This window comes from Collimonas sp. OK412 (assembly GCF_900112135.1).
GTDB lineage: Bacteria > Pseudomonadota > Gammaproteobacteria > Burkholderiales > Burkholderiaceae_D > Collimonas > Collimonas rhizosphaerae.
Genome location: NZ_FOLC01000009.1, coordinates 53727 through 73216, shown reverse-complemented (window position 1 = coordinate 73216; position 19490 = coordinate 53727). Strand labels below are relative to the sequence as shown.

Below are 19490 nucleotides of genomic sequence, written 5' to 3'. Positions count from 1 at the left end.
AACAATGGCCAGAACATCAATCAATTGTGCAAAGAGTAGGCGCATCAGCCAGCTAATCCTTTAAAATTGAGTTGATTATAACCCTCTCTTTTTAAAAAGAATTCATCGTTATGCGCGCCTCCCGTTTTTTTATCTCCACGCTCAAAGAAGCCCCATCCGACGCTGAAATCGTCAGCCACAAACTGATGATGCGCGCCGGCATGATCAAACGCATCAGTTCTGGCATTTACACTTACATGCCGATGGGGCTGCGCGTGATCCGCAAGGTCGAGGGCATCGTGCGCGAGGAGATGAACCGTTCGGGGGCGGTGGAGCTGCTGATGCCGGTGGTGCAGCCGGCCGAACTGTGGCAGGAAACCGGGCGCTGGCAAAAATACGGCGCCGAACTGATGCGCGTCAAGGATCGCCACGGCCGGGACTTCGTCATCCAGCCGACCTCGGAAGAAGTGATTACTGACATCGCTCGTACCGAACTGCGCTCGTACCGCAAGCTGCCGGTGAACTTCTACCATATCCAGACCAAGTTCCGCGATGAACGCCGGCCGCGCTTCGGCCTGATGCGCGGGCGCGAATTCACGATGAAAGACGCGTATTCCTTTGACCGCGACCTGGATGGCCTGAAACAGTCCTACCAGATCATGTACGACGCCTACACGCGCATTTTCCAGCGCTTTGGCCTGCAGTTCCGCGCGGTGGCGGCCGACAACGGCGCCATCGGCGGCACCGGTTCGCATGAATTCCACGTCATCGCCGCTACCGGCGAGGATGCCATCGTGTATTGCCCGAATTCGGATTACGCCGCCAATATGGAAGCGGCCGAGTCCTTGCCCCTGTATCCGACCCGGGGCGCGGCGACCCAGGCGCTGACCAAGACGGCAACGCCAGGCAAGGCCAAATGCGAAGCGGTGGCGGAGCTGCTGCAACTGCCTTTGACGCAAACCATCAAGTCGATCGTGCTGACGGTTGAGAAGGAAGCAACAGACAAAGTGCCGGCAAGCAAGGTGGTCTGGCTGCTGATGCTGCGCGGCGACCATGAATTGAACGAAATCAAGGCCAACAAGATTCCTGGCCTGGCTGGTTATCGTTTTGCTACCGAACAGGAAATTGTCGAGTACTTCGGCACGCCGCCAGGCTACCTGGGCCCGGTCAATACAAAGAAACCGGTCACCGTAGTGGCGGACGTCACCGTGGCTAACATGCACGATTTTGTCAGCGGCGCCAACGAAGTCGATTTTCACTATACCGGCGTCAATTGGGGCCGCGACCTGCCTGAGCCGCTGGTGTTCGATATCCGTAACGTGATCGAAGGCGATCCGTCGCCTGACGGCAAGGGCGCCCTGGCGATCCTGCGCGGGATTGAAGTCGGCCACGTGTTCCAGCTGGGCACCGCCTATTCGGAAGCGATGAAAGCGACTTTCCTGGACGAGAACGGCAAGCCGCAATTGCTGCAGATGGGATGTTATGGGATTGGCATCACACGCATCCTGGGCGCCGCCATCGAACAGAATTTCGACGACAAAGGCATCGTCTGGCCGACCTCCATCGCACCGTTCGAAGTGGTCCTGTGCCCTATGGGTTATGACCGCAGCGAGGCAGTCAAGGCCGAGACCGACAAGCTGTACGACACCTTGCTGGCGGCTGGCGTCGACGTCATCCTGGACGACCGCGGCGAGCGCCCGGGTGCGATGTTCGCCGACTGGGAATTGATCGGCGTGCCGCATCGCGTGGTGATCGGCGACCGTGGCCTCAAGGACGGCCAGCTCGAATACCAGGGACGGCGCGATACCGAGGCGACCACGGTGCCGCTGGCAGACGTGGCGGCGTTCATCAAGGCCCGTCTGGTTTCCCAATAACAACAAAATCACGGCGCATTGGTTTTATGCGCCGTTTTCTTTGTATACTCACCGAAAAATAAAAGTATGTTTTGGGGAGTATCGATTGCGCTGGTCTCGTTGGCTTGGCTTGTTGCCCATATTGTTGCTGTTAGGCAGCATGGCGCACGCCGGAAATCAAAAAGAAGAAGAATTGGCAGACTCGGTACGCCTGGCGTTGTCACGCGCTATCAATGACGCTCGTCCGCCAAAACCCCAGTTTTCTGAAATCGACCAGCGCATCCAGTACTTGTACTGGCTGGGCGAGATGTCGGAGCGCCTCAAGAAGAAGCTGCCGGATGCGCAGGTGCGCATCGAATTCCTGGAAACCGCCTGGTATGAAGCCAAGCGCGCCGGGCTTGATCCTGGCATGGTGCTGGGCTTGATCCAGGTCGAGTCGGCATTCCGCAAGTATGCATTGTCCAGCGTCAGCGCCCACGGCTACATGCAGGTGATGCCGTTCTGGACCCGCGTGATCGGCGACGCCGACCGCAGCAAGCTGTTCAACATGCAGACCAACCTGCGTTACGGCTGTTCTATCCTGCGCATGTACATCGACATGGAACAAGGCAACCTTTATCTCGCCCTCGGCCGCTATAACGGCAGCCGCGGCCGTCCCGAGTATCCCAACGCCGTGCTGTCCGCGTGGAAACGCTGGGAATACAAGGACGACCTGCCTATCCATACGGTATCCGCACGCAAGTAGCCATTTCTCTTGCCGCCGGCATTGCCGGTTCGCGCAGTAAATATCCGGTTTTCCAATTCCTCCGATTTACCCGGCGTTGCACGGGTAAATCGCCCATGGCCGTCCCGCTTTCTGAAGATCTGCGCTTTCCGTCATCAGCATGTAATAACTTTTTGTTACAGTTGTTACACATTATTACAAATGATTGCATGTTTCTGATTGACAACACGGAGCGATGAATGAAATTACGTATTCTGATTGCCGCCGCCATGGGAGCGATGGCGCTGGCGGGGTGTAGCGGTTCTAGCAATCCATTGGTCGAGGCGCCGGTCGAGCGGCCTGAAGTCAAGGTTCCCGGCAAGAACGTCATCTTCTTTTTGGGCGATGGCATGGGGATCACCACCATGACCGCTGCACGCATCTACAAAGTTGGCGAAGAGGGCGACCTGACCATCGATACCCTGCCGGAAACCGGCTTCGTCACCACCTATTCCAACGATGCCCAGGTAACCGACAGCGCGCCGTCAATGGCCGCCTACATGACCGGCATCAAGGCGAATAACGAAGTGATCTCGATGTCGGCCAATACCAGCGCCCGCGACGCCGGCGGCAAAAGTTATGTCAACGGCGCCGACAGCACCTGCCCGAGCGGCAACGGCACCCCGGCCGACACCTTGCTGGAAATCATGAAGGCCAAGGGTTACAGCACGGGCGTCGTGACGACCACCCGGATCACGCATGCGACGCCGGCCGCGACCTATTCGCATATCTGCCATCGCGACGGTGAAAACAATATCGCCGCCCAGCTCACACCCAAGGGCGCCGGCTTCAACAGCAAGCTGAGCGACGGCGTCGACGTCATTTTCGGCGGCGGCCGCCGTCATTTCCTGCCGAAGGCCGATGCCGACAGCAAGCGCAGCGACAGCCGCGACCTGGTGGCGGAATTCAAGGCTGCCGGCTATGCCTATGCCAGCAACTTTGCCGAATTCGACAAGATCGGCGCCGCGACACCGAAAGTGGTCGGCCTGTTCCACAAGGACCACTTGACTTACGACCTGGACCGCGATGCCGCCAAGGAACCGAGCCTGGCGCAGATGACCAGCAAATCGATAGACCTGCTGAGCAGCAAGAAGACCGGTTTTTTCCTGATGGTGGAGGGCGGCCGCATCGACCATGCATTGCACGCCACCAATGCCCGTCGCGCGCTGCAGGAAACCGTCGCTTTCGATGACGCGATCAAGGCCGCGCTGGACAAGATGCAGCAAGTCGATCCGGGTTTGAAAAACACCCTGGTGGTGGTCACTGCCGACCATGACCATTCGATCCTGCTGAACGGCTACGCCAAGCGCACCGGCAAGACCACCAGCAGCGAACCGGGCGTACTCGGTCTGGTGAAAAATGTCGCTACCGGCCAGCCCGAGCGCGACATCAACAACAACCCTTATACCGTGATCGGTTTCGGCAACGGCCCCAACCACCTGGCCGCGCGCGGCGCGTTGTCCGATATGCAGGTGGCCGACAAGGACTACATGCAAGAGTCGGTGGTCCCGACCGAAGCCGGCGGCGAAACCCACGGCGGCACCAATGTCTTCATCGGTGCGCAGGGCCTGGGCGCCGAGAATATCCGCGGCGTGCTCGACAACACCGAGGTGTTCGGCCTGGTGAAAAAGGCCGTCGGCCTGTGATGTTTCCAGCGAAATGAATTTGCCGAATATATACAAAGGTCAGAGATGAAAATGATGAAATCAGCCAATAAGCCAGCCAGCAAGCAATTCCAGCGCCGAATCCATCAATGCGCCGCACTGTGCGTGTTGTCGCCGCTGTCTTTGCTCTTCAGCGCAAACGTCATGGCGGCCGACGCCGCTGCCGCGAAAAACGTTATCTTCTTCCTGGGCGACGGCATGGGTCCCGTCACCGTGACAGCCGCGCGCATCTACGGCCACGGCGAAGCAGGCCGCCTGACCATGGAGACCCTGACCCGCACCGCGCGCGTCAAGACCTTCTCGCTGGATGCCCAGACCACCGACAGCGCGCCATCGATGGCGGCGTACATGACCGGCGTCAAGATGAAGAACGATGTGATCTCGATGTCCTCCGATACCAATGCCTTCGACGCCAGCGGCAAACCGTACCAGACCAAGGCCGACTCCACCTGCGTGGCCGGCAACGGCCAGCCGGTGCAGACCCTGCTGGAACTGGCCAAAGGAGCAGGCAAGGCGGTCGGCGCGGTCAGCACCACCCGCATCAGCCATGCGACTCCAGCCACGACTTATGCCCATGTCTGCAACCGCGACGCATACAACACCATCACCGAGCAGGCGACGCCGGGCGCGGCGCGTTACAACATGGCGCTCAAGGATGGCGTCGATGTCTTGCTGGGCGGCGGCTTGCGCCACTTCCTGCCGAAAAGCACGCCGGGCAGCCAGCGTAACGACGAACTCGACGCGCTGGGCATGTTCAAGGCGGCCGGTTATACCTACGTCGCTTCGGGCAGCGAACTGAAGAGCGTCAATCCGGCCGGCGTCAGCAAACTGCTGGGTTTGTTCAGCGCCAGCGACATGGATTACGAGCTGGACCGCGTCAAGAAAAACCTGAACCAGCCTAGCCTGGCCGAGATGACCGAAAAAGCCATCGGCGTGCTCAAGAAAAATCCGAAAGGTTATTTCCTGATGGTGGAAGGCGGCCGCATCGACCATGCATTGCACGGCACCAACGCCAAGCGTGCGCTGGAAGATACCTTGGCGTTTGACGCTGCGATCAAGAAGGCGCTGGAACTGGTCGATCTGAAAGATACCTTGATCGTGGTGACTGCCGACCATGACCACGCGATCGGTTTCAACGGCTATCCCAAGCGCGGCAATCCGATCCTGGGCAAGGTCGCCAACTACTACGATGGCAAGCTGGCCCTGGCTGCCGACGGCAAACCCTATACCACGCTGGTGTTCGGCAACGGCAGCGCACCGCGCCGCCCGGAAGACGGCGACCTGACCAATGTCGACACGGAAGCCGACGACTACCTGCAGCAGGTCGGCGTACGCTTTGCCGGTTCGCCCGGTTCTGAAACGCATGGCGGCGGCGACGTGATGCTGTTTTCCGCCGGCGCCGGCAGCGACAGTTTCAAGGGCACGTTTGAAAACATCAAGGTGTTTGGCAAAGTCAAGAACGCGCTTGGCCTGTAATGTTTTTTCTTGAGTGATGTTCAAGCCGCCATCCGGATTGGCAGATCCGGCGATGGCGGCATTTTTTTGGTGGAAAAATGGCTTTCTTGAAAAATTTGACGAGCGGCCTGAAGGCTTCGATAAGCGCGCTGGCGTTGTTGTCGGCCGCGCCAGCGGCGCTGGCTGCAGTCAGCGCACCTGACCAGAACCTGCAGGTGCAGCATTATTCGATGGTATTGGGGCGCGATGGCGTCAAGCGCGAAACGACATTCACCGAACGCCTGTACCGGCGCAGCGACCAGGTATGGACCGAGCGCCTGATCGCCGCCGAAACCACGGACGCCGCCGATGGGCACGACCACAGCGGACATAACCATCCGGACGCCGGCAGCTCGCCGATGTGGGTGCGGCGCCAGGCTGACGGCTCGCTGGATGCGCGCCTGATCGAGCGGCACCAGCGCCGCACCGTCAAGGTCGATTCCCAGTATTACGGCAATATCGGCTTCAACGGCAATTGGGGCAGCACCTTCTATCTGAGCGATCCGCAGAGCCTGAAAAACATGCGGGCCGTTGGCGCCGTCAAGGACGGGGTCCAGCTGTACGAGAGCAAGCGCGGCGACTTGACGGTACAGGTCAGCTGGGATGTCAAAGGCCAGTATCCGCGCCGGGTGGAGTCCTTCGATGCGCATGGCCTGGCGCGCCGCCAGACCCTGGTCAGCGTCATCGCCGCGCCGCCGGTGCTGCCTTGGAAGACCTTGGCCGGCTACGCGGAAATCGATTACTCGGATCTGCTCGATTGACGCCGGATGCTGCAGATACAAAAACGCCCGCGTGCTGCGGGCGTTTTTGTTTGGCACTCAGGGCGGCGGGTTGAATCAGATCCGGCTAGGCCCTAAGCATTATTTCAAGTGATCGGAAATGAGTTTGGTCATTTCAAACATCGACACTTCTTTTTTGCCGCCAAAGACAGCTTTCAGTTTTTCATCAGCAATGATATTGCGTTTGTTTTCTGGATTCTGCAGTTTGTGCTTCTTGATGTATTCCCAAACCTTCTTGGTAACTTCCGTGCGTGGCAGCGGAGTAGCGCCGACGACAGCAGCCAGGACAGCTGACGGCGTCAATGCTTTCATGAATGCTGCGTTAGGCTTGCGCGCTACTTTCGGAGCGTCGGCTTTTTTGACTGCAGGCTTGGCTGCCGCTTTGACCGGAGCTGCTTTGGTCGCTGCTGGCTTCTTTGCTGCAACTGCTGGTTTTTTGGCTGTGGCCATCTTTGAGCCTCCTTCAGGGATAGTGAAAAAATGCGTCAAGCACGCATCGCTAATAGTGTTGCGCTTTTCCTGGCGATGCAAGCGTTTTTTGCGGGTTTGTGCGGGATTTGATACGGAAGCGGAACCCCCTGCCTGGCTCGGGAAACGCCCGCTTGGCGGGCTTTTGCGGCGGGTTGCAGGAATTCGGGCAAGGTAACAAATGCCCGCTGCTGCCGGCCGGCGGCTTCCCGCAATCGGCATAAATAGGCGAAAAGCCTTGCAAGTCAATGACTTGCAAGGCTTTTCAGGGGATTGCGGCAGTCCTGGCGCGTGCTTAGCGCATGCCCGGCATCATGCCTTTCATGCCGCGCATCATTTTCATCATGCCGCCGCCTTTGAGTTTCTTCATCATCGACTGCATTTGGTCAAATTGCGACAGCATGCGGTTGACTTCCTGCACCTGGACCCCGGCGCCGGTGGCGATGCGACGCTTGCGCGAAGCCTTGATCAGTTCCGGTTTGGCCCGCTCCTGGGCGGTCATCGAATTGATGATGCCCTCCATCCGGCGTACCTGTTTTTCTGCCTGGTCCATGTTGGCGCCGCCGGCCGCCTGCTGGAATTGCGCCGGCAATTTGTCCATCAGGTTGGACAGGCCGCCCATTTTTTTCATCTGGCCGAGCTGTGCCTTGAAGTCGTTCAGGTCGAATTTTCCGCCGCCCTTGATCTTGTGCGCAAGATCCTTGGCAGCGGCGACATCGACGCCTTTCTGGGCTTCTTCGACCAGGGCCAGGATGTCGCCCATGCCGAGGATGCGGTTGGCCATGCGGGTCGGATCGAAGGCTTCCAGGCCGTCCAGTTTTTCGGCGGTGCCGGCGAACTTGATCGGCTTGCCGGTGATATGCCTGACCGACAGCGCGGCGCCGCCGCGTGCATCGCCGTCCAGTTTGGTCAGCACGATGCCGGTCAGCGGCAGCGCGTCATTGAACGCCTTGGCGGTATTGATTGCATCCTGGCCGAGCATGGCGTCGACCACGAACAGGGTTTCGATCGGCTTGACGGCGGCATGGATCGCGCTGATTTCCTTCATCATCGCTTCGTCGATGCCGAGCCGGCCGGCGGTGTCGATGATCAGGACGTCGTGATAGTGGCGCTTGGCGTAGTCGAGCGCGGCCAAGGCGATATCGACCGGCTTGTCGGTGGTGGCGGTCGGGAAGAAGTCAGCGCCGACCTGGGCGGTGACAGTCTGCAGCTGGCCGATCGCGGCCGGGCGGTAGACGTCAGCCGAAACGGTCAGTACCTTTTTCTTCTTTTGCTCGCGCAGGTATTTGGCCAGCTTGCCGACGGTGGTGGTTTTACCCGCACCCTGCAGGCCCGCCATCAGGATGATCGCCGGCGGCTGGGTGGCGAAATTCAGCTGCGACGCCTCGGGACCGAGGTCGGCCCCCATCAGCGACGCCAGCTCGCGCTGCACCACGCCGACCAGGGCCTGGCCCGGCGTCAGCGATGCAATCACTTCTTCGCCTAGCGCTTTTTGCTTGACGTTGGCGATGAACTCGCGCACGGCCGGCAAGGCGACGTCGGCTTCCAGCAAGGCCAGGCGGACTTCGCGCAGCATGTCTGCAGTGTTGGTTTCGGTGAGGCGCGCTTCGCCGCGCATGGTTTTGACGACTTTGGCGAGGCGTTGGGTAAGATTGTCGAGCATGGTGGGTAACAGCGTTTCCAGAAGAAGTGCGTGGTTAATGTGGACCATTTTCGCGTCATCGATACCCCGATGCGCATTAAAATGACCACGATAATGCATGTAAACAGCCATTTTACCTGATGCGGGCCGAGGCCGACCCTGGAATAAAAGCCGCGGTCCGGGGATAGCTGGGGATGATGTACAACATGCAAGAAACGGCGGCCGGCATATCTGGCTGGCCAGCCACGCTGTTTGAGCACGCCGCGCAGACGCCACATGTTGTAAACTTACACGATGCAAACATATCTTTTCGTTCTGGTGGCGCTGCTATATATAGGCTGCACCTTCTTGCCGTCGAGCCGCCGCCAGACCATCTCCATTGTTGTCGCCGTCGCCTGGGTGCTGCATGGCGGCGTGCTGTGGTCCGACGTGGTCGGGCCGGAGGAGCTGCGGGTCGGGTTTTCGATGATGCTGTCGGCGACCTTGTGGGTATCGGTCGCCGCCTACTGGCTGGAAAACCGCAACTACACCTTGGACGGCCTGCGGGTCCTGGTGCTGCCGATGGCGGCGCTAGCGGCGGTCCTGCCGGCCATGTTCCCGGGGAACATGGTGGCGCTGAACGGCAAGTCGCCGGTATTCCTCTGGCATATCGTGATTTCCATCCTGGCCTACAGCACCCTGACTATCGCCGCATTCCACGCAGTGCTGATGGTATTGCAGGAATCGCGCCTGCATACCCGTCCGGGCGGGGCGAAAGCCGGCTGGTTCGGGCATGCGCTGGATCGCTTGCCAGCCTTGCTGACCATGGAAAAGCTGCTGTTTCGCCTGATTGCTTTCGGATTTTTCTTGCTGACGCTGACGGTGCTGTCGGGGGTGGTGTTTTCCGAGGAGCTGTTCAACAAGGCTTTCAAATGGGATCACAAGACCATTTTCACCATGTTGTCATGGGCCTTGTTCGGCCTGTTGCTGGCAGGCCGCAAGTGGCAAGGCTGGCGCGGCCGCACCGCGCTCAGCTTTACCTTGACCGGATTTGCCGTTTTACTGCTGGCGTATGTAGGGAGCCGTTTCGTGCTTGAAGTTGTGTTGCATCGGGTATTGGTATGAAACTGATTATTTTAATTGTCGTGGTATTGGCTGTCATCGTCTGGCTGCAGCGCCTGAAAAAGAATCTCGGCCGGGATCGTTCCACCCCAGGCGGATCGACCTTTGACCATGGTCCCTCGGCCGCCGGCGCTTCGCCACAGGCCGAAGCCATGGTGGCTTGCGCCCATTGCGGCATGCATTTCCCGGCATCGGAAGCGCTGGCCGATGCTTCCGGCGCGGTTTTTTGCAGTGCGGAACACCGTCGCCTGCATGCTTCCTGAATTTAATCCACTTTGAGCCGTTATGCTTATTTCAGTCGAGGCCGGCGCTTGATAGCGTCCGGCCTGCGATTGCCCGATCCATTGTGAGACAGGACCCGCATGACTAGCTCCACCGTCGCCCCGTTGAGCGGTAAGCCGGACACTTTCTGGCGCACGCTCCAGACCTTCAACGTGACCCGGATCGTGGTTGCAATGGTGATGCTGGCCTATCTCAGCACCCAGAGTAAGAACGAGACCTGGTTCTCGCAGCTGTTTACCAATCCGCAGACCTGCAGCGTCTACCTGCTGTGCGCCGCCGTCTTCACGCTCGTCACGGCGTATTACCGCCGCCATTACATGGCGCAGATAGTACTGCCGATCACGGTCGACATGATCGCGGTGTCGATCTTGTATATAGGCGCCGGCGGCGCCAAGGGCGGCCTGGCCATCCTGTACCTTTTTCCGCTGGCCGGCTCGGCAATCCTGGCGCCGCTGCTGGTGGCGCTGTTGTTTGTGTCGATTGCGACCATGGTGCTGCTGGCTGAAAGCGGTTACCAGATATTGCAATCGGCGCCGGATGCCTCCAGCCTGCAAGCCGGTTTGTATGGCGGCGCTTTCTTTTTTGCCGTGCTGGTGATCAACCGGCTTGCCGACAAGCTGATCAAGCAAGAGGAGCTGGCGACCCAGCGCGGCCGGGACCTGCGGGTGCAAATGGATATCAATCGCATCGCAATCAAGGATATGGGCGACGGCTTGCTGGTGGTCGATCCGCTTGGCACCCTGATCATGGCGAATCCGGCGGCGGAGCGCATGCTGGGTTTGGCCTTGTCGGATGAAGAACAGCAGCACAAACTGAGTGATTATGCGGTGCTGGCGCCGATCACCGATGCCTTGTTTGCCTGGGAATCGCGGGTAAGCGACCTGCCGCATGCGGTTTCGCCGGCGGTAGGCGAGGCGGTATTCGTCACCATCAAGCATACCGATGACCTTGGCCAGGACGCCGCGGCCATCGACTGGAGCGGACGGCGCGAGCTGGCGGCGCATTTGAAAGTGCGCTTTGCGGCAGTCAGGATGCGCGAACTGAGCGAGTACCGGGCAGTCATCTTTTTGCAGGATGTCAGCGAAATCGAGAACCAGGCCCAGCAATTGAAACTGGCTGCCATGGGCCGCCTGACTGCCAGCATCGCCCATGAGGTACGCAATCCGCTGGCCTCGATTTCCTATGCCGCAACCTTGCTGGCGGAAGAGGCGGCCGACGAGGCCGAGGCGCGCCTGCTGACGATCATCGAAGACAACGTAGCGCGCCTGAACCGCATGATTGAGGATATCCTGAAGCTGTCGCGCAAGGCGCAGCGGCAGCTGGAGCCGATCTTGCTTGCGCCCTTGCTGCAGGAGATCGTCAGCGATTTCAGGCAGACCCATGCGGTGGCGCCGGCCGCGATTGACTTGCAGATCGATGCCGCGGATCGGCAAAGCGTGTGGTTCGACCCCTTGCACCTGCGCGAAGTCGTGACAAACCTGCTGTCGAATGCGGTGCGTTACGCCAGCGGCCGTCCGGGCGGGATGCGCTTGCAGGTCATGTCTAGCGTCGCCGGGCGTCTGGAACTGCATGTGCAGGATGATGGCGAACCGATTTCGCCGGCGGTGCGGGCGCACCTGTTCGAGCCGTTTTACACCACCTCCAGCAAGGGCACGGGGCTGGGCTTGTTTTTAGCGCGCGAGTTGTGTTTGAATAATGGCGCGTTGCTCGATTATGAATACCGGCATGATGTCCAAGGACAGAATTCCAGCCATGTGAGTGGCCGTTTTGTTATTGCGTTTGCTGCCCATGACCCTGTGTCTCCTGCTGATTAGAATTGACTGAAAAAGACGAATGCCATGAGCTCACCCCGTATTCTGGTTGTTGACGACGAAGCGCACCTGCGCGAACTGCTGGAAATCGCCTTGGTCAAGATGGGGCTGGATGTCGACAGCGCCGACAGCCTGTTCGCGGCGCGCAGCCACCTGGCGCAAAATGACTACGCGCTGATCCTGACCGACATGCGCCTGCCGGACGGACTCGGGATCGAACTGGTGCGCGAAGTCACCGCCGGCGAAAAGGTGATACCGATTGCCGTGATTACCGCCTATGGCAGCGCCGACAACGCCGTCATGGCGCTGAAGGCAGGCGCTTTCGATTATCTGTCGAAGCCGGTGGCGCTGGACCAGCTGCGCTTGATGGTGCAATCGGCGCTGCGCGTCGGCAAGCCGGTCGAAACCCCGCGGCCGGTGGCTGACTCGAAACTCCGCGCCGGTGCGGGCTCAGCGTTGCGCCTGATCGGTCAATCCGCCGCCATGCAGGAATTGCGCACCCAGATCGTGCGTCTGGCGCGCAGCATGGCGCCGGTGGCGATCACCGGCGAGTCCGGCAGCGGCAAGGAACTGGCGGCGCGCGATATCCATGCGCTCAGTCCGCGCGCCGACAAGCCCTTTGTCGCCGTCAATTGCGGCGCAATTCCGGAAGCCTTGATGGAAGCGGAGTTCTTCGGCTACCGCAAAGGCGCGTTTACCGGCGCTGCCGATGACCGGGACGGATTTTTCCAGGCCGCCAACGGCGGCACCTTGCTGCTGGATGAGGTTGCCGACCTGCCGCTGGCGATGCAGGTCAAGCTGTTGCGTGCGATCCAGGAGCGCCGCGTGCGCAAGGTCGGCGCGACGGTGGAGGAGGCGGTAGATGTGCGGCTGGTCAGCGCCACCCACCAGAATCTGGCCGAGTGTGTCGAATCAGGTAGATTTCGCCAGGATTTGTACTATCGTTTGAATGTCATCGAATTAAAGTTGCCGCCGCTGCGGGAACGGCTGGATGACATCGGCCTGCTGGTCGCGGCGATCCTGGGACGGCTGTCGGCGTTTACGCCGCAGGCGGAACAAGTGACGCTGGCGCCGGCGGCGCTGTCGGCTCTTTGCGCTTATGCGTTTCCGGGCAATGTGCGCGAACTGGAAAATATCCTGGAGCGGGCGCTGGCGTTCGCCAATGACGGCGTAATTGAAGTGGCGGACCTGGGTTTGAAAGGGGCTGGCCAGGGGCGGCCCGTGGAAGCGCCGGACCTTGCCGACCATTACAGCGAGGCCGCCGCGCTGGCGGCCGGTGCGCCGGCGAGCCTGGAGCCGGTCGTTGCCGGCATGCCGGCACAATTTAACGGCGCCGAACTGCCATCGTCGCTGCCGGACTATCTTGACGATATCGAGCGCGACGTCATCCGGCAGGCGCTGACGCGTACGCATTTCAACCGCACCAAGGCCGCCGATCTGCTGGGCATCAGTTTCCGCCAGCTGCGCTACCGGATGCAACGATTGTCGATCCACGAGCAAGATTAGGGTAGGTAACAATGACGGAGCAGCAGAAACCGCTTCCCCCGTATTTTGCAATCGGCGCAGACGGCTGGTGCCGTCCCGATGAAGTCGTGCGCCAGTCTTCCCCCAATTGCGACGCCAGGCCGGAGGGCTGCGTCGCCGATTTGCTGGTGATCCACAACATCAGCCTGCCGCCGGGGCAGTTTGGCGGCCCCTATATTGCCGACCTGTTCGGCAATCGCCTGGATTACGATGCGCATCCTTATTTCGAACAGCTGCGACCACTCAGGGTTTCTTCCCATTTCCTGATACTGCGCGACGGCGGGGTTGTGCAGTTTGTCTCCGCCAATGACAGGGCCTGGCATGCGGGTGCGTCATGTTTCGAGGGCCGTGAGCGCTGCAATGATTTTTCAATCGGGATTGAACTGGAAGGCACCGATTTCGAACAATTTTCCGCGTTGCAATATCATGCGCTGGCGACATTGACCCATGCCTTGCAGTTGCGTTACCCTCTCGCCGCGGTGGCCGGGCATGAACATATTGCACCCGGCAGAAAGACCGATCCCGGTCCGTTTTTTGACTGGACCCAATACCAGCAAGCCTTAGCCGGGCATGCACCAAAAACGCCAGGCGAACCTGCGCTGCGTTTTCCCGCCATAGACAAAAAAGTCAATTGAATAGTCTCTTTTCGAGTATAAAAAAGATCCTACTTTTGGATTGCATCGGCGAGTTCTAGGTACTACAATTAGTAAAAATCAAATCCAGAAACCTATATGTAGTGTTTTTCCGTACTTCGTCCTTGGTTTGCTTTGCATGGTCTGTCCACCTATGTGGTGTTTTGTTTTTGTACTCACGTCAGTATAAATGCAGGTGTCGGACAGGCTGCTCAGTAGCCTCTGGGTTTGTTGCCGGTCTTCGTCAACCATTCTTTTAACGTTGGTTTTCTCTTTTTTTTATCTTAATTTGGGCATCGGTCACGAACGCCTGCCGACAGGCAGCCGTGGGTCAACAGCTGATCCGGCAATGACTGATGCAGCAATAGCAGTATCTGAACCATCAACGGTTCCAAGGTTCTAATTAATAACAGCAGGCGTAATTGTTTCGCCTGTTTTCACAGTCTCGGGAGGCTCAGTGCAATCTACTCAAGAAATTTCCGTTAAATCATCAGCCGAAATCGCTGGTGTCCAGCCAACAACCGGCAGCGGCTCTCCCGTCAAGGTATCCAGCAGTTTCGGTGACTACCGGATCATCCGCCGCAATGGCGCCGTAGTCGGTTTTGAACCGTCCAAGATCTCGATCGCAGTCACCAAGGCATTCCTCGCTGTCAACGGCGGCCAGGGTGCGGCATCGGCGCGGGTGCGCGAACTGGTTGAGCAGCTGACTTCCAACGTCGTCGCCGCCCTGGTGCGCCGCCAGCCGAATGGCGGTACTTTCCATATTGAAGACATCCAGGACCAGGTTGAACTGTCCCTGATGCGCTCCGGCGAGCATGACGTGGCGCGTGCCTACGTGCTGTATCGCGCCAAGCGCATGGAAGAGCGTTCGCAGCAGCAGACCGGCGCCAAGCCAAGCGTAGCCGGCACGGAATTGTTCGTGACCGAAGACGGCCAGCGCCGCGCGCTGGACATGGAGCAGGTGCGCAGCCTGATTACCGCGGCTTGCATCGGCCTGGAAAAACACGTCGACGCCGAAGCGATCCTGGCCGAGACCGTCAAGAACCTGTACGACGGCGTGCCGGTTGAAGAATTGCACAAGTCGGCGATCCTGGCCGCTCGCGCGCTGATGGAAAAAGACCCTGCCTACAGCACGGTTACTGCGCGTCTGCTGATGCACACGATCCGCAAGGAAGTGTTCGGCAAGGAAGTGGCGCAAGCCGATGCTCCAGCCGAATACCTTGAATATTTCCCGAAATTTATTAAAAAGGGTATTGAAGCCGACTTGCTGGATGCCAAGCTGGCGCAATTCGACCTGAAAGAATTGGGTGAAGCACTGAAGCCGGAGCGCGACCTGCAATTCGGTTACCTCGGCCTGCAAACCCTGTACGACCGTTACTTCCTTCACGTCCGCGATATCCGCATCGAAATGCCGCAAGCGTTCTACATGCGGGTGGCGATGGGCCTGGCGCTGAATGAAGTCAACCGCGAAGCACGCGCTATCGAGTTCTACAACCTGCTGTCCAGCTTCGACTTCATGAGCTCGACGCCGACCCTGTTCAACTCCGGCACACAACGCTCGCAGCTGTCGTCCTGCTACCTGACGACGGTGGCCGACGATCTCGACGGCATCTACGAAGCGATCAAGGAAAACGCCCTGCTGGCCAAATATGCCGGCGGCCTGGGCAATGACTGGACACCGGTGCGTTCGCTGGGCGCCCATATCAAGGGCACCAACGGCAAGTCGCAAGGCGTGGTGCCGTTCCTGAAAGTGGTCAACGACACCGCGGTGGCGGTCAACCAGGGCGGCAAACGCAAGGGCGCGGTCTGCGCCTACCTGGAAACCTGGCACATGGACATCGAGGAATTCCTCGACCTGCGCAAGAACACCGGCGACGATCGCCGCCGTACCCACGACATGAACACCGCCAACTGGATTCCCGACCTGTTCATGAAGCGCGTGATGGAAAAGGGCGAGTGGACCCTGTTCTCGCCAAGCGACGCACCGGACCTGCACGACAAGGTCGGTCGCGCCTTCGAGGAAGCATATACCGGCTACGAAGCCAAGGCTGCCCGCGGCGACCTGCGCCTGTTCAAGAAGATCCAGGCGCTCGACCTGTGGCGCAAGATGCTGTCGATGCTGTTTGAAACCGGCCATCCATGGATTACTTTCAAGGATCCATGCAACATCCGTTCGCCGCAGCAGCACGTCGGCATGGTCCACAGCTCGAACCTGTGCACCGAGATCACGCTCAACACCAACGAATCCGAGATCGCGGTATGCAACCTGGGCTCGGTCAACCTGCCGGCGCACATGAAAGACGGCCAGCTGGACCACGCCAAGTTGCAGAAAACCATCAATACGGCGATGCGCATGCTGGATAATGTGATCGATATTAACTATTATGCAGTGAAGAAGGCGCGCGATTCGAACTTGCGGCACCGTCCGGTTGGCCTCGGCATCATGGGTTTCCAGGATTGCCTGCACATGATGCGCGTGCCTTACGCTTCGCAAGCAGCGGTTGAATTTGCCGACAAGTCGATGGAAGCAGTCTGCTACCACGCCTACTGGGCGTCGACCGAACTGGCGGAAGAGCGTGGCCGTTACAGCAGCTATCGCGGTTCCCTGTGGGATCGCGGCATCCTGCCGCAGGATTCCCTGAAACTGCTGGCGGAAGAGCGCGGCGGCTATCTGGAAGCGGATATGTCCGAGTCGCTGGACTGGACCGAACTGCGCGGCCGCATCAAGGAATTCGGCATGCGCAACTCGAATTGCGTGGCGATTGCGCCGACTGCGACCATCTCGAACATTATTGGCGTATCGGCCTGTATCGAGCCGACCTACCAGAACCTGTACGTGAAATCGAACCTGTCGGGCGAATTCACTGAAATCAATGAATACCTGGTGCGCGACTTGAAAGCGCGCGGCTTGTGGGACGAGGTGATGATCTCCGACCTCAAGTATTTCGACGGCAGCCTGGCCAAGATCGACCGCATTCCGCAAGATCTGCGCGATATCTACGCCACCGCATTCGAAGTCGAACCGTCCTGGCTGGTGGAAGCGGCATCGCGTCGCCAGAAATGGATAGACCAGGCGCAATCGCTGAATATCTATATGGCGGGCGCATCCGGCAAGAAGCTGGATGAGACCTACAAGCTGGCATGGCTGCGCGGCCTGAAGACCACTTACTACCTGCGCACCATAGGCGCGACGCATACCGAGAAGTCGACATCGAAAACCGGCGCCCTGAATGCCGTGTCGGTAGACGGCGGCGCCAGCGGCGGCGCAGCGGCGACTTACGGCACTGCTGCTGTTGCAGCCGCGCCACAGGAACTGGATGGCCCGGCATGCACCATGCGCCCAGGCGACCCAGGATTCGAAGAGTGCGAAGCCTGCCAGTAAGCCAGCTGTTTGAGGGCAAGGTTCAAGCGGTGCTGCAGTGTAGTGAATCAGGCTTCCGTGCTGCAGTCGGCGTGCCCTTTGTCCTCAGCTGACTAGAGATAAAACGTAGCAATTGCAAAGACAAGTAGGGTGGGCGGGTAATCTGCCGACGCGTTATCGAAACAAGCGTAGCGATCAATTCGAGCTCGCGCGCGGGCACAGCCGCCCACCCTACGAAAGATAAAGGAATAAAGAATGCTCTCCTGGGATGAAGAAAAAAGTTCGGCCCCTCGTACTCCGCCCATGCCGGCGCAACCGGCATTTGCTCCTTCGGCGCGTCCGCAGATGTCCGATACCGCTCTCAACCCGGCGTTGATGGGACAGGCCGCCGCCGCGCCTGCGGTCGATGTCAGCCACCGCGTCAATGCCGCGGACAAACGCATCATCAACGGCCATACCGACGTCAACCAGCTGGTGCCGTTCAAGTACAAATGGGCCTGGGACAAGTACCTGGCCGGCTGCGCCAACCACTGGATGCCGCAGGAAATCAACATGCAGCGCGATATCGAGCTGTGGAAGAACCCGAACGGCCTGACCGAAGACGAACGGCGCCTGGTCAAGCGCAACCTGGGATTCTTCGTCACCGCCGACTCGCTTGCCGCCAACAATATCGTGCTCGGCACCTACCGCCACATCACTGCGCCGGAATGCCGCCAGTACCTGCTGCGCCAGGCTTTCGAGGAAGCGATCCATACTCACGCCTATCAATACATCGTGGAATCGCTCGGCCTGGACGAGGCGGAAATCTTCAACGCCTATCACGAAGTCAAATCGATCCGCGACAAAGACGAATTCCTGATCCCCTTCATCAATACGCTGACCGATCCCGAGTTCAAGACCGGCACTACTGAAAACGATCAGAAATTGCTGCGCTCGCTGATCGTCTTCGCCTGCATCATGGAAGGTCTTTTCTTCTACGTCGGCTTCACGCAGATCCTTGCGCTAGGCCGCCAGAACAAGATGATGGGCGCAGCCGAGCAGTACCAGTACATCCTGCGCGACGAGTCGATGCACTGCAATTTCGGGATCGATTTGATCAACACGATCAAGATGGAAAACCCGCATTTGTGGACACCGGAATTCCGCGATGAGATCAAAGCGTTGTTTTTAAGCGCAGTAGAGTTGGAATATCGCTACGCAGAGGATACAATGCCGCGTGGAGTGCTCGGTTTGAATGCGCCAATGTTCAAAGGCTACTTGCGGTTCATCGCAAATCGCCGCGCGCAACAGATCGGACTGGATCCAATGTTCCCTCAGGAAGAAAATCCCTTCCCCTGGATGAGCGAGATGATCGACCTGAAAAAAGAACGCAACTTTTTTGAGACTCGTGTAATCGAATATCAAACAGGCGGTGCACTGAACTGGGAATAAAGGCTTCAGATCTCGGACAAGAATAACGAGGTGAATGGCTTACCTGCAGCGCTTAGTACTATAAAAAAGTCTGCAAACTAAAAGGTGATTTCCAAATTTAATGAACAGCCAAAGACAGAAACGTACTTATCTGTTGTCGCCGCTTACCCCGATTCAGTCGGGTTTGGCGGCGTTTTCTTTGGAAAAACCAACCATTTTGTAACAGAATTCCGACGCTGGCATAGCCGCTAGCGTTTTTTTGGCCAAGGATCGCAGCCTGCGGGTGATGCGAATTCTTCCTCCCAGCCCGGAAGCTGGGAAAAGACCCTGGCCAATAATGGCTGAAGTGCTGCATCAATGAGGGGATGGAGCAGTTCAGCTGGTGCCGAATTCATTAGCGCAAGCAGAGTTGATTGCGCCGATGAATAATCCGCCGTTCCCATCGCGATGGGTTCGTCGGGTTTCCAACTTGGAGCTTGATTTTTTCCATCACGTGAAGGAGAAACAAAATGGCAACAGCAGCAAAGAAACCCGCAGCGAAGAAACCCGCTGCGAAGAAAGCAGCCCCGGCCAAGAAGCCAGCAGCTAAAGCAAAACCAGCAGCAGCTAAGAAACCAGTTGCTAAGAAAGCTGTAGCAGCGAAAAAGCCGGCAGCTAAGGCAGCAGCAAAACCAGCAGCCAAGAAACCGGTTGCCAAGAAAGCTGTCGCGGCCAAAAAGCCAGTAGC

Annotated in this window: 15 protein-coding genes; 12 read left to right on the top strand and 3 right to left on the bottom strand. The window is 58.8% G+C overall.

Annotated elements, in window-relative coordinates:
* The first annotated feature begins 110 nt into the window (after positions 1–110).
* From BM062_RS11705 to BM062_RS11685, 5 genes are all read left to right on the top strand, one after another.
* Positions 111–1853, top strand: coding sequence for a proline--tRNA ligase (locus BM062_RS11705; RefSeq protein WP_092396991.1), 1743 nt, complete (start codon positions 111–113; stop codon positions 1851–1853).
* A 139-nt stretch (positions 1854–1992) separates the two neighbouring features.
* Positions 1993–2577 (top strand): lytic transglycosylase domain-containing protein, encoded by a 585-nt coding sequence (locus BM062_RS11700; RefSeq protein WP_254785047.1) that lies wholly within the window; start codon positions 1993–1995, stop codon positions 2575–2577.
* A gap of 218 nt (positions 2578–2795) precedes the next feature.
* Positions 2796–4241, top strand: coding sequence for an alkaline phosphatase (locus tag BM062_RS11695; protein ID WP_092396987.1), 1446 nt, complete (start codon positions 2796–2798; stop codon positions 4239–4241).
* Between the two features lie 162 nt (positions 4242–4403).
* Positions 4404–5735: an alkaline phosphatase gene (locus BM062_RS11690; protein ID WP_371326581.1), complete on the top strand. Its 1332-nt coding sequence runs from the start codon at positions 4404–4406 to the stop codon at positions 5733–5735.
* Positions 5736–5821: 86 nt separating this feature from the next.
* Positions 5822–6514, top strand: a complete 693-nt coding sequence (locus tag BM062_RS11685; protein ID WP_139220032.1) for a hypothetical protein — start codon at positions 5822–5824, stop codon at positions 6512–6514.
* Positions 6515–6613: 99 nt separating this feature from the next.
* Here the strand turns inward: BM062_RS11685 and BM062_RS11680 are convergent, their stop codons facing one another.
* Positions 6614–6982 carry an SWIB/MDM2 domain-containing protein gene (locus BM062_RS11680; RefSeq protein ID WP_092396983.1) on the bottom strand — a complete coding sequence of 123 codons (369 nt, stop codon included), beginning with the start codon at positions 6980–6982 and terminating at the stop codon, positions 6614–6616.
* Positions 6983–7295: 313 nt separating this feature from the next.
* Positions 7296–8663, bottom strand: a complete 1368-nt coding sequence (ffh, locus tag BM062_RS11675) for a signal recognition particle protein (RefSeq protein ID WP_092396981.1) — start codon at positions 8661–8663, stop codon at positions 7296–7298.
* A 273-nt stretch (positions 8664–8936) separates the two neighbouring features.
* Between ffh and BM062_RS11670 the strand changes: the two genes are divergently transcribed.
* The 7 genes from BM062_RS11670 (at position 8937) to BM062_RS11640 (ending at position 18784) form a co-directional block, all read left to right on the top strand.
* Positions 8937–9746 carry a cytochrome C assembly family protein gene (locus BM062_RS11670; RefSeq protein WP_092396979.1) on the top strand — a complete coding sequence of 270 codons (810 nt, stop codon included), beginning with the start codon at positions 8937–8939 and terminating at the stop codon, positions 9744–9746.
* The gene (locus BM062_RS11665; protein ID WP_092396977.1) at positions 9743–10006 is read left to right on the top strand and encodes a PP0621 family protein; all 264 of its coding nucleotides are present in this window, start codon (positions 9743–9745) and stop codon (positions 10004–10006) included. The genes BM062_RS11670 and BM062_RS11665 overlap by 4 nt, the downstream gene beginning before the upstream one ends.
* Positions 10007–10105: 99 nt before the next feature.
* A complete protein-coding gene (locus BM062_RS11660) occupies positions 10106–11839 on the top strand; it encodes a sensor histidine kinase (protein ID WP_092396975.1) in 1734 nt (577 codons plus the stop codon).
* A 24-nt stretch (positions 11840–11863) separates the two neighbouring features.
* The gene (locus BM062_RS11655) at positions 11864–13342 is read left to right on the top strand and encodes a sigma-54-dependent transcriptional regulator (RefSeq protein ID WP_092396973.1); all 1479 of its coding nucleotides are present in this window, start codon (positions 11864–11866) and stop codon (positions 13340–13342) included.
* Between the two features lie 11 nt (positions 13343–13353).
* Positions 13354–13995 carry a 1,6-anhydro-N-acetylmuramyl-L-alanine amidase AmpD gene (ampD, locus tag BM062_RS11650; RefSeq protein ID WP_092396971.1) on the top strand — a complete coding sequence of 214 codons (642 nt, stop codon included), beginning with the start codon at positions 13354–13356 and terminating at the stop codon, positions 13993–13995.
* A gap of 496 nt (positions 13996–14491) precedes the next feature.
* Entirely contained in the window at positions 14492–17374 is a 2883-nt protein-coding gene (locus BM062_RS11645; RefSeq protein ID WP_371326580.1) for a ribonucleoside-diphosphate reductase subunit alpha, read from the top strand.
* Between the two features lie 234 nt (positions 17375–17608).
* Positions 17609–18784 (top strand): ribonucleotide-diphosphate reductase subunit beta, encoded by a 1176-nt coding sequence (locus BM062_RS11640; protein WP_092396967.1) that lies wholly within the window; start codon positions 17609–17611, stop codon positions 18782–18784.
* Between the two features lie 373 nt (positions 18785–19157).
* Here BM062_RS11640 and BM062_RS25545 read toward each other — a convergent pair.
* On the bottom strand, positions 19158–19490 hold a 333-nt coding region (locus BM062_RS25545), incomplete at its 5' end, for a hypothetical protein (RefSeq protein ID WP_175500973.1).

Excerpts from the sequence above, each read along its gene's own strand:
- ampD (WP_092396971.1), top strand. The coding sequence starts at position 13,354 with ATGACGGAGCAGCAGAAACCGCTTCCCCCGTATTTTGCAATCGGCGCA.
- BM062_RS11680 (WP_092396983.1), bottom strand. The coding sequence starts at position 6,982 with ATGGCCACAGCCAAAAAACCAGCAGTTGCAGCAAAGAAGCCAGCAGCG.
- ffh (WP_092396981.1), bottom strand. The coding sequence starts at position 8,663 with ATGCTCGACAATCTTACCCAACGCCTCGCCAAAGTCGTCAAAACCATG.
- BM062_RS11695 (WP_092396987.1), top strand. The coding sequence starts at position 2,796 with ATGAAATTACGTATTCTGATTGCCGCCGCCATGGGAGCGATGGCGCTG.
- BM062_RS11705 (WP_092396991.1), top strand. The coding sequence starts at position 111 with ATGCGCGCCTCCCGTTTTTTTATCTCCACGCTCAAAGAAGCCCCATCC.
- BM062_RS11700 (WP_254785047.1), top strand. The coding sequence starts at position 1,993 with ATGGCGCACGCCGGAAATCAAAAAGAAGAAGAATTGGCAGACTCGGTA.
- BM062_RS11665 (WP_092396977.1), top strand. The coding sequence starts at position 9,743 with ATGAAACTGATTATTTTAATTGTCGTGGTATTGGCTGTCATCGTCTGG.
- BM062_RS11670 (WP_092396979.1), top strand. The coding sequence starts at position 8,937 with ATGCAAACATATCTTTTCGTTCTGGTGGCGCTGCTATATATAGGCTGC.
- BM062_RS11660 (WP_092396975.1), top strand. The coding sequence starts at position 10,106 with ATGACTAGCTCCACCGTCGCCCCGTTGAGCGGTAAGCCGGACACTTTC.
- BM062_RS11640 (WP_092396967.1), top strand. The coding sequence starts at position 17,609 with ATGCTCTCCTGGGATGAAGAAAAAAGTTCGGCCCCTCGTACTCCGCCC.
- BM062_RS11690 (WP_371326581.1), top strand. The coding sequence starts at position 4,404 with ATGGCGGCCGACGCCGCTGCCGCGAAAAACGTTATCTTCTTCCTGGGC.
- BM062_RS11655 (WP_092396973.1), top strand. The coding sequence starts at position 11,864 with ATGAGCTCACCCCGTATTCTGGTTGTTGACGACGAAGCGCACCTGCGC.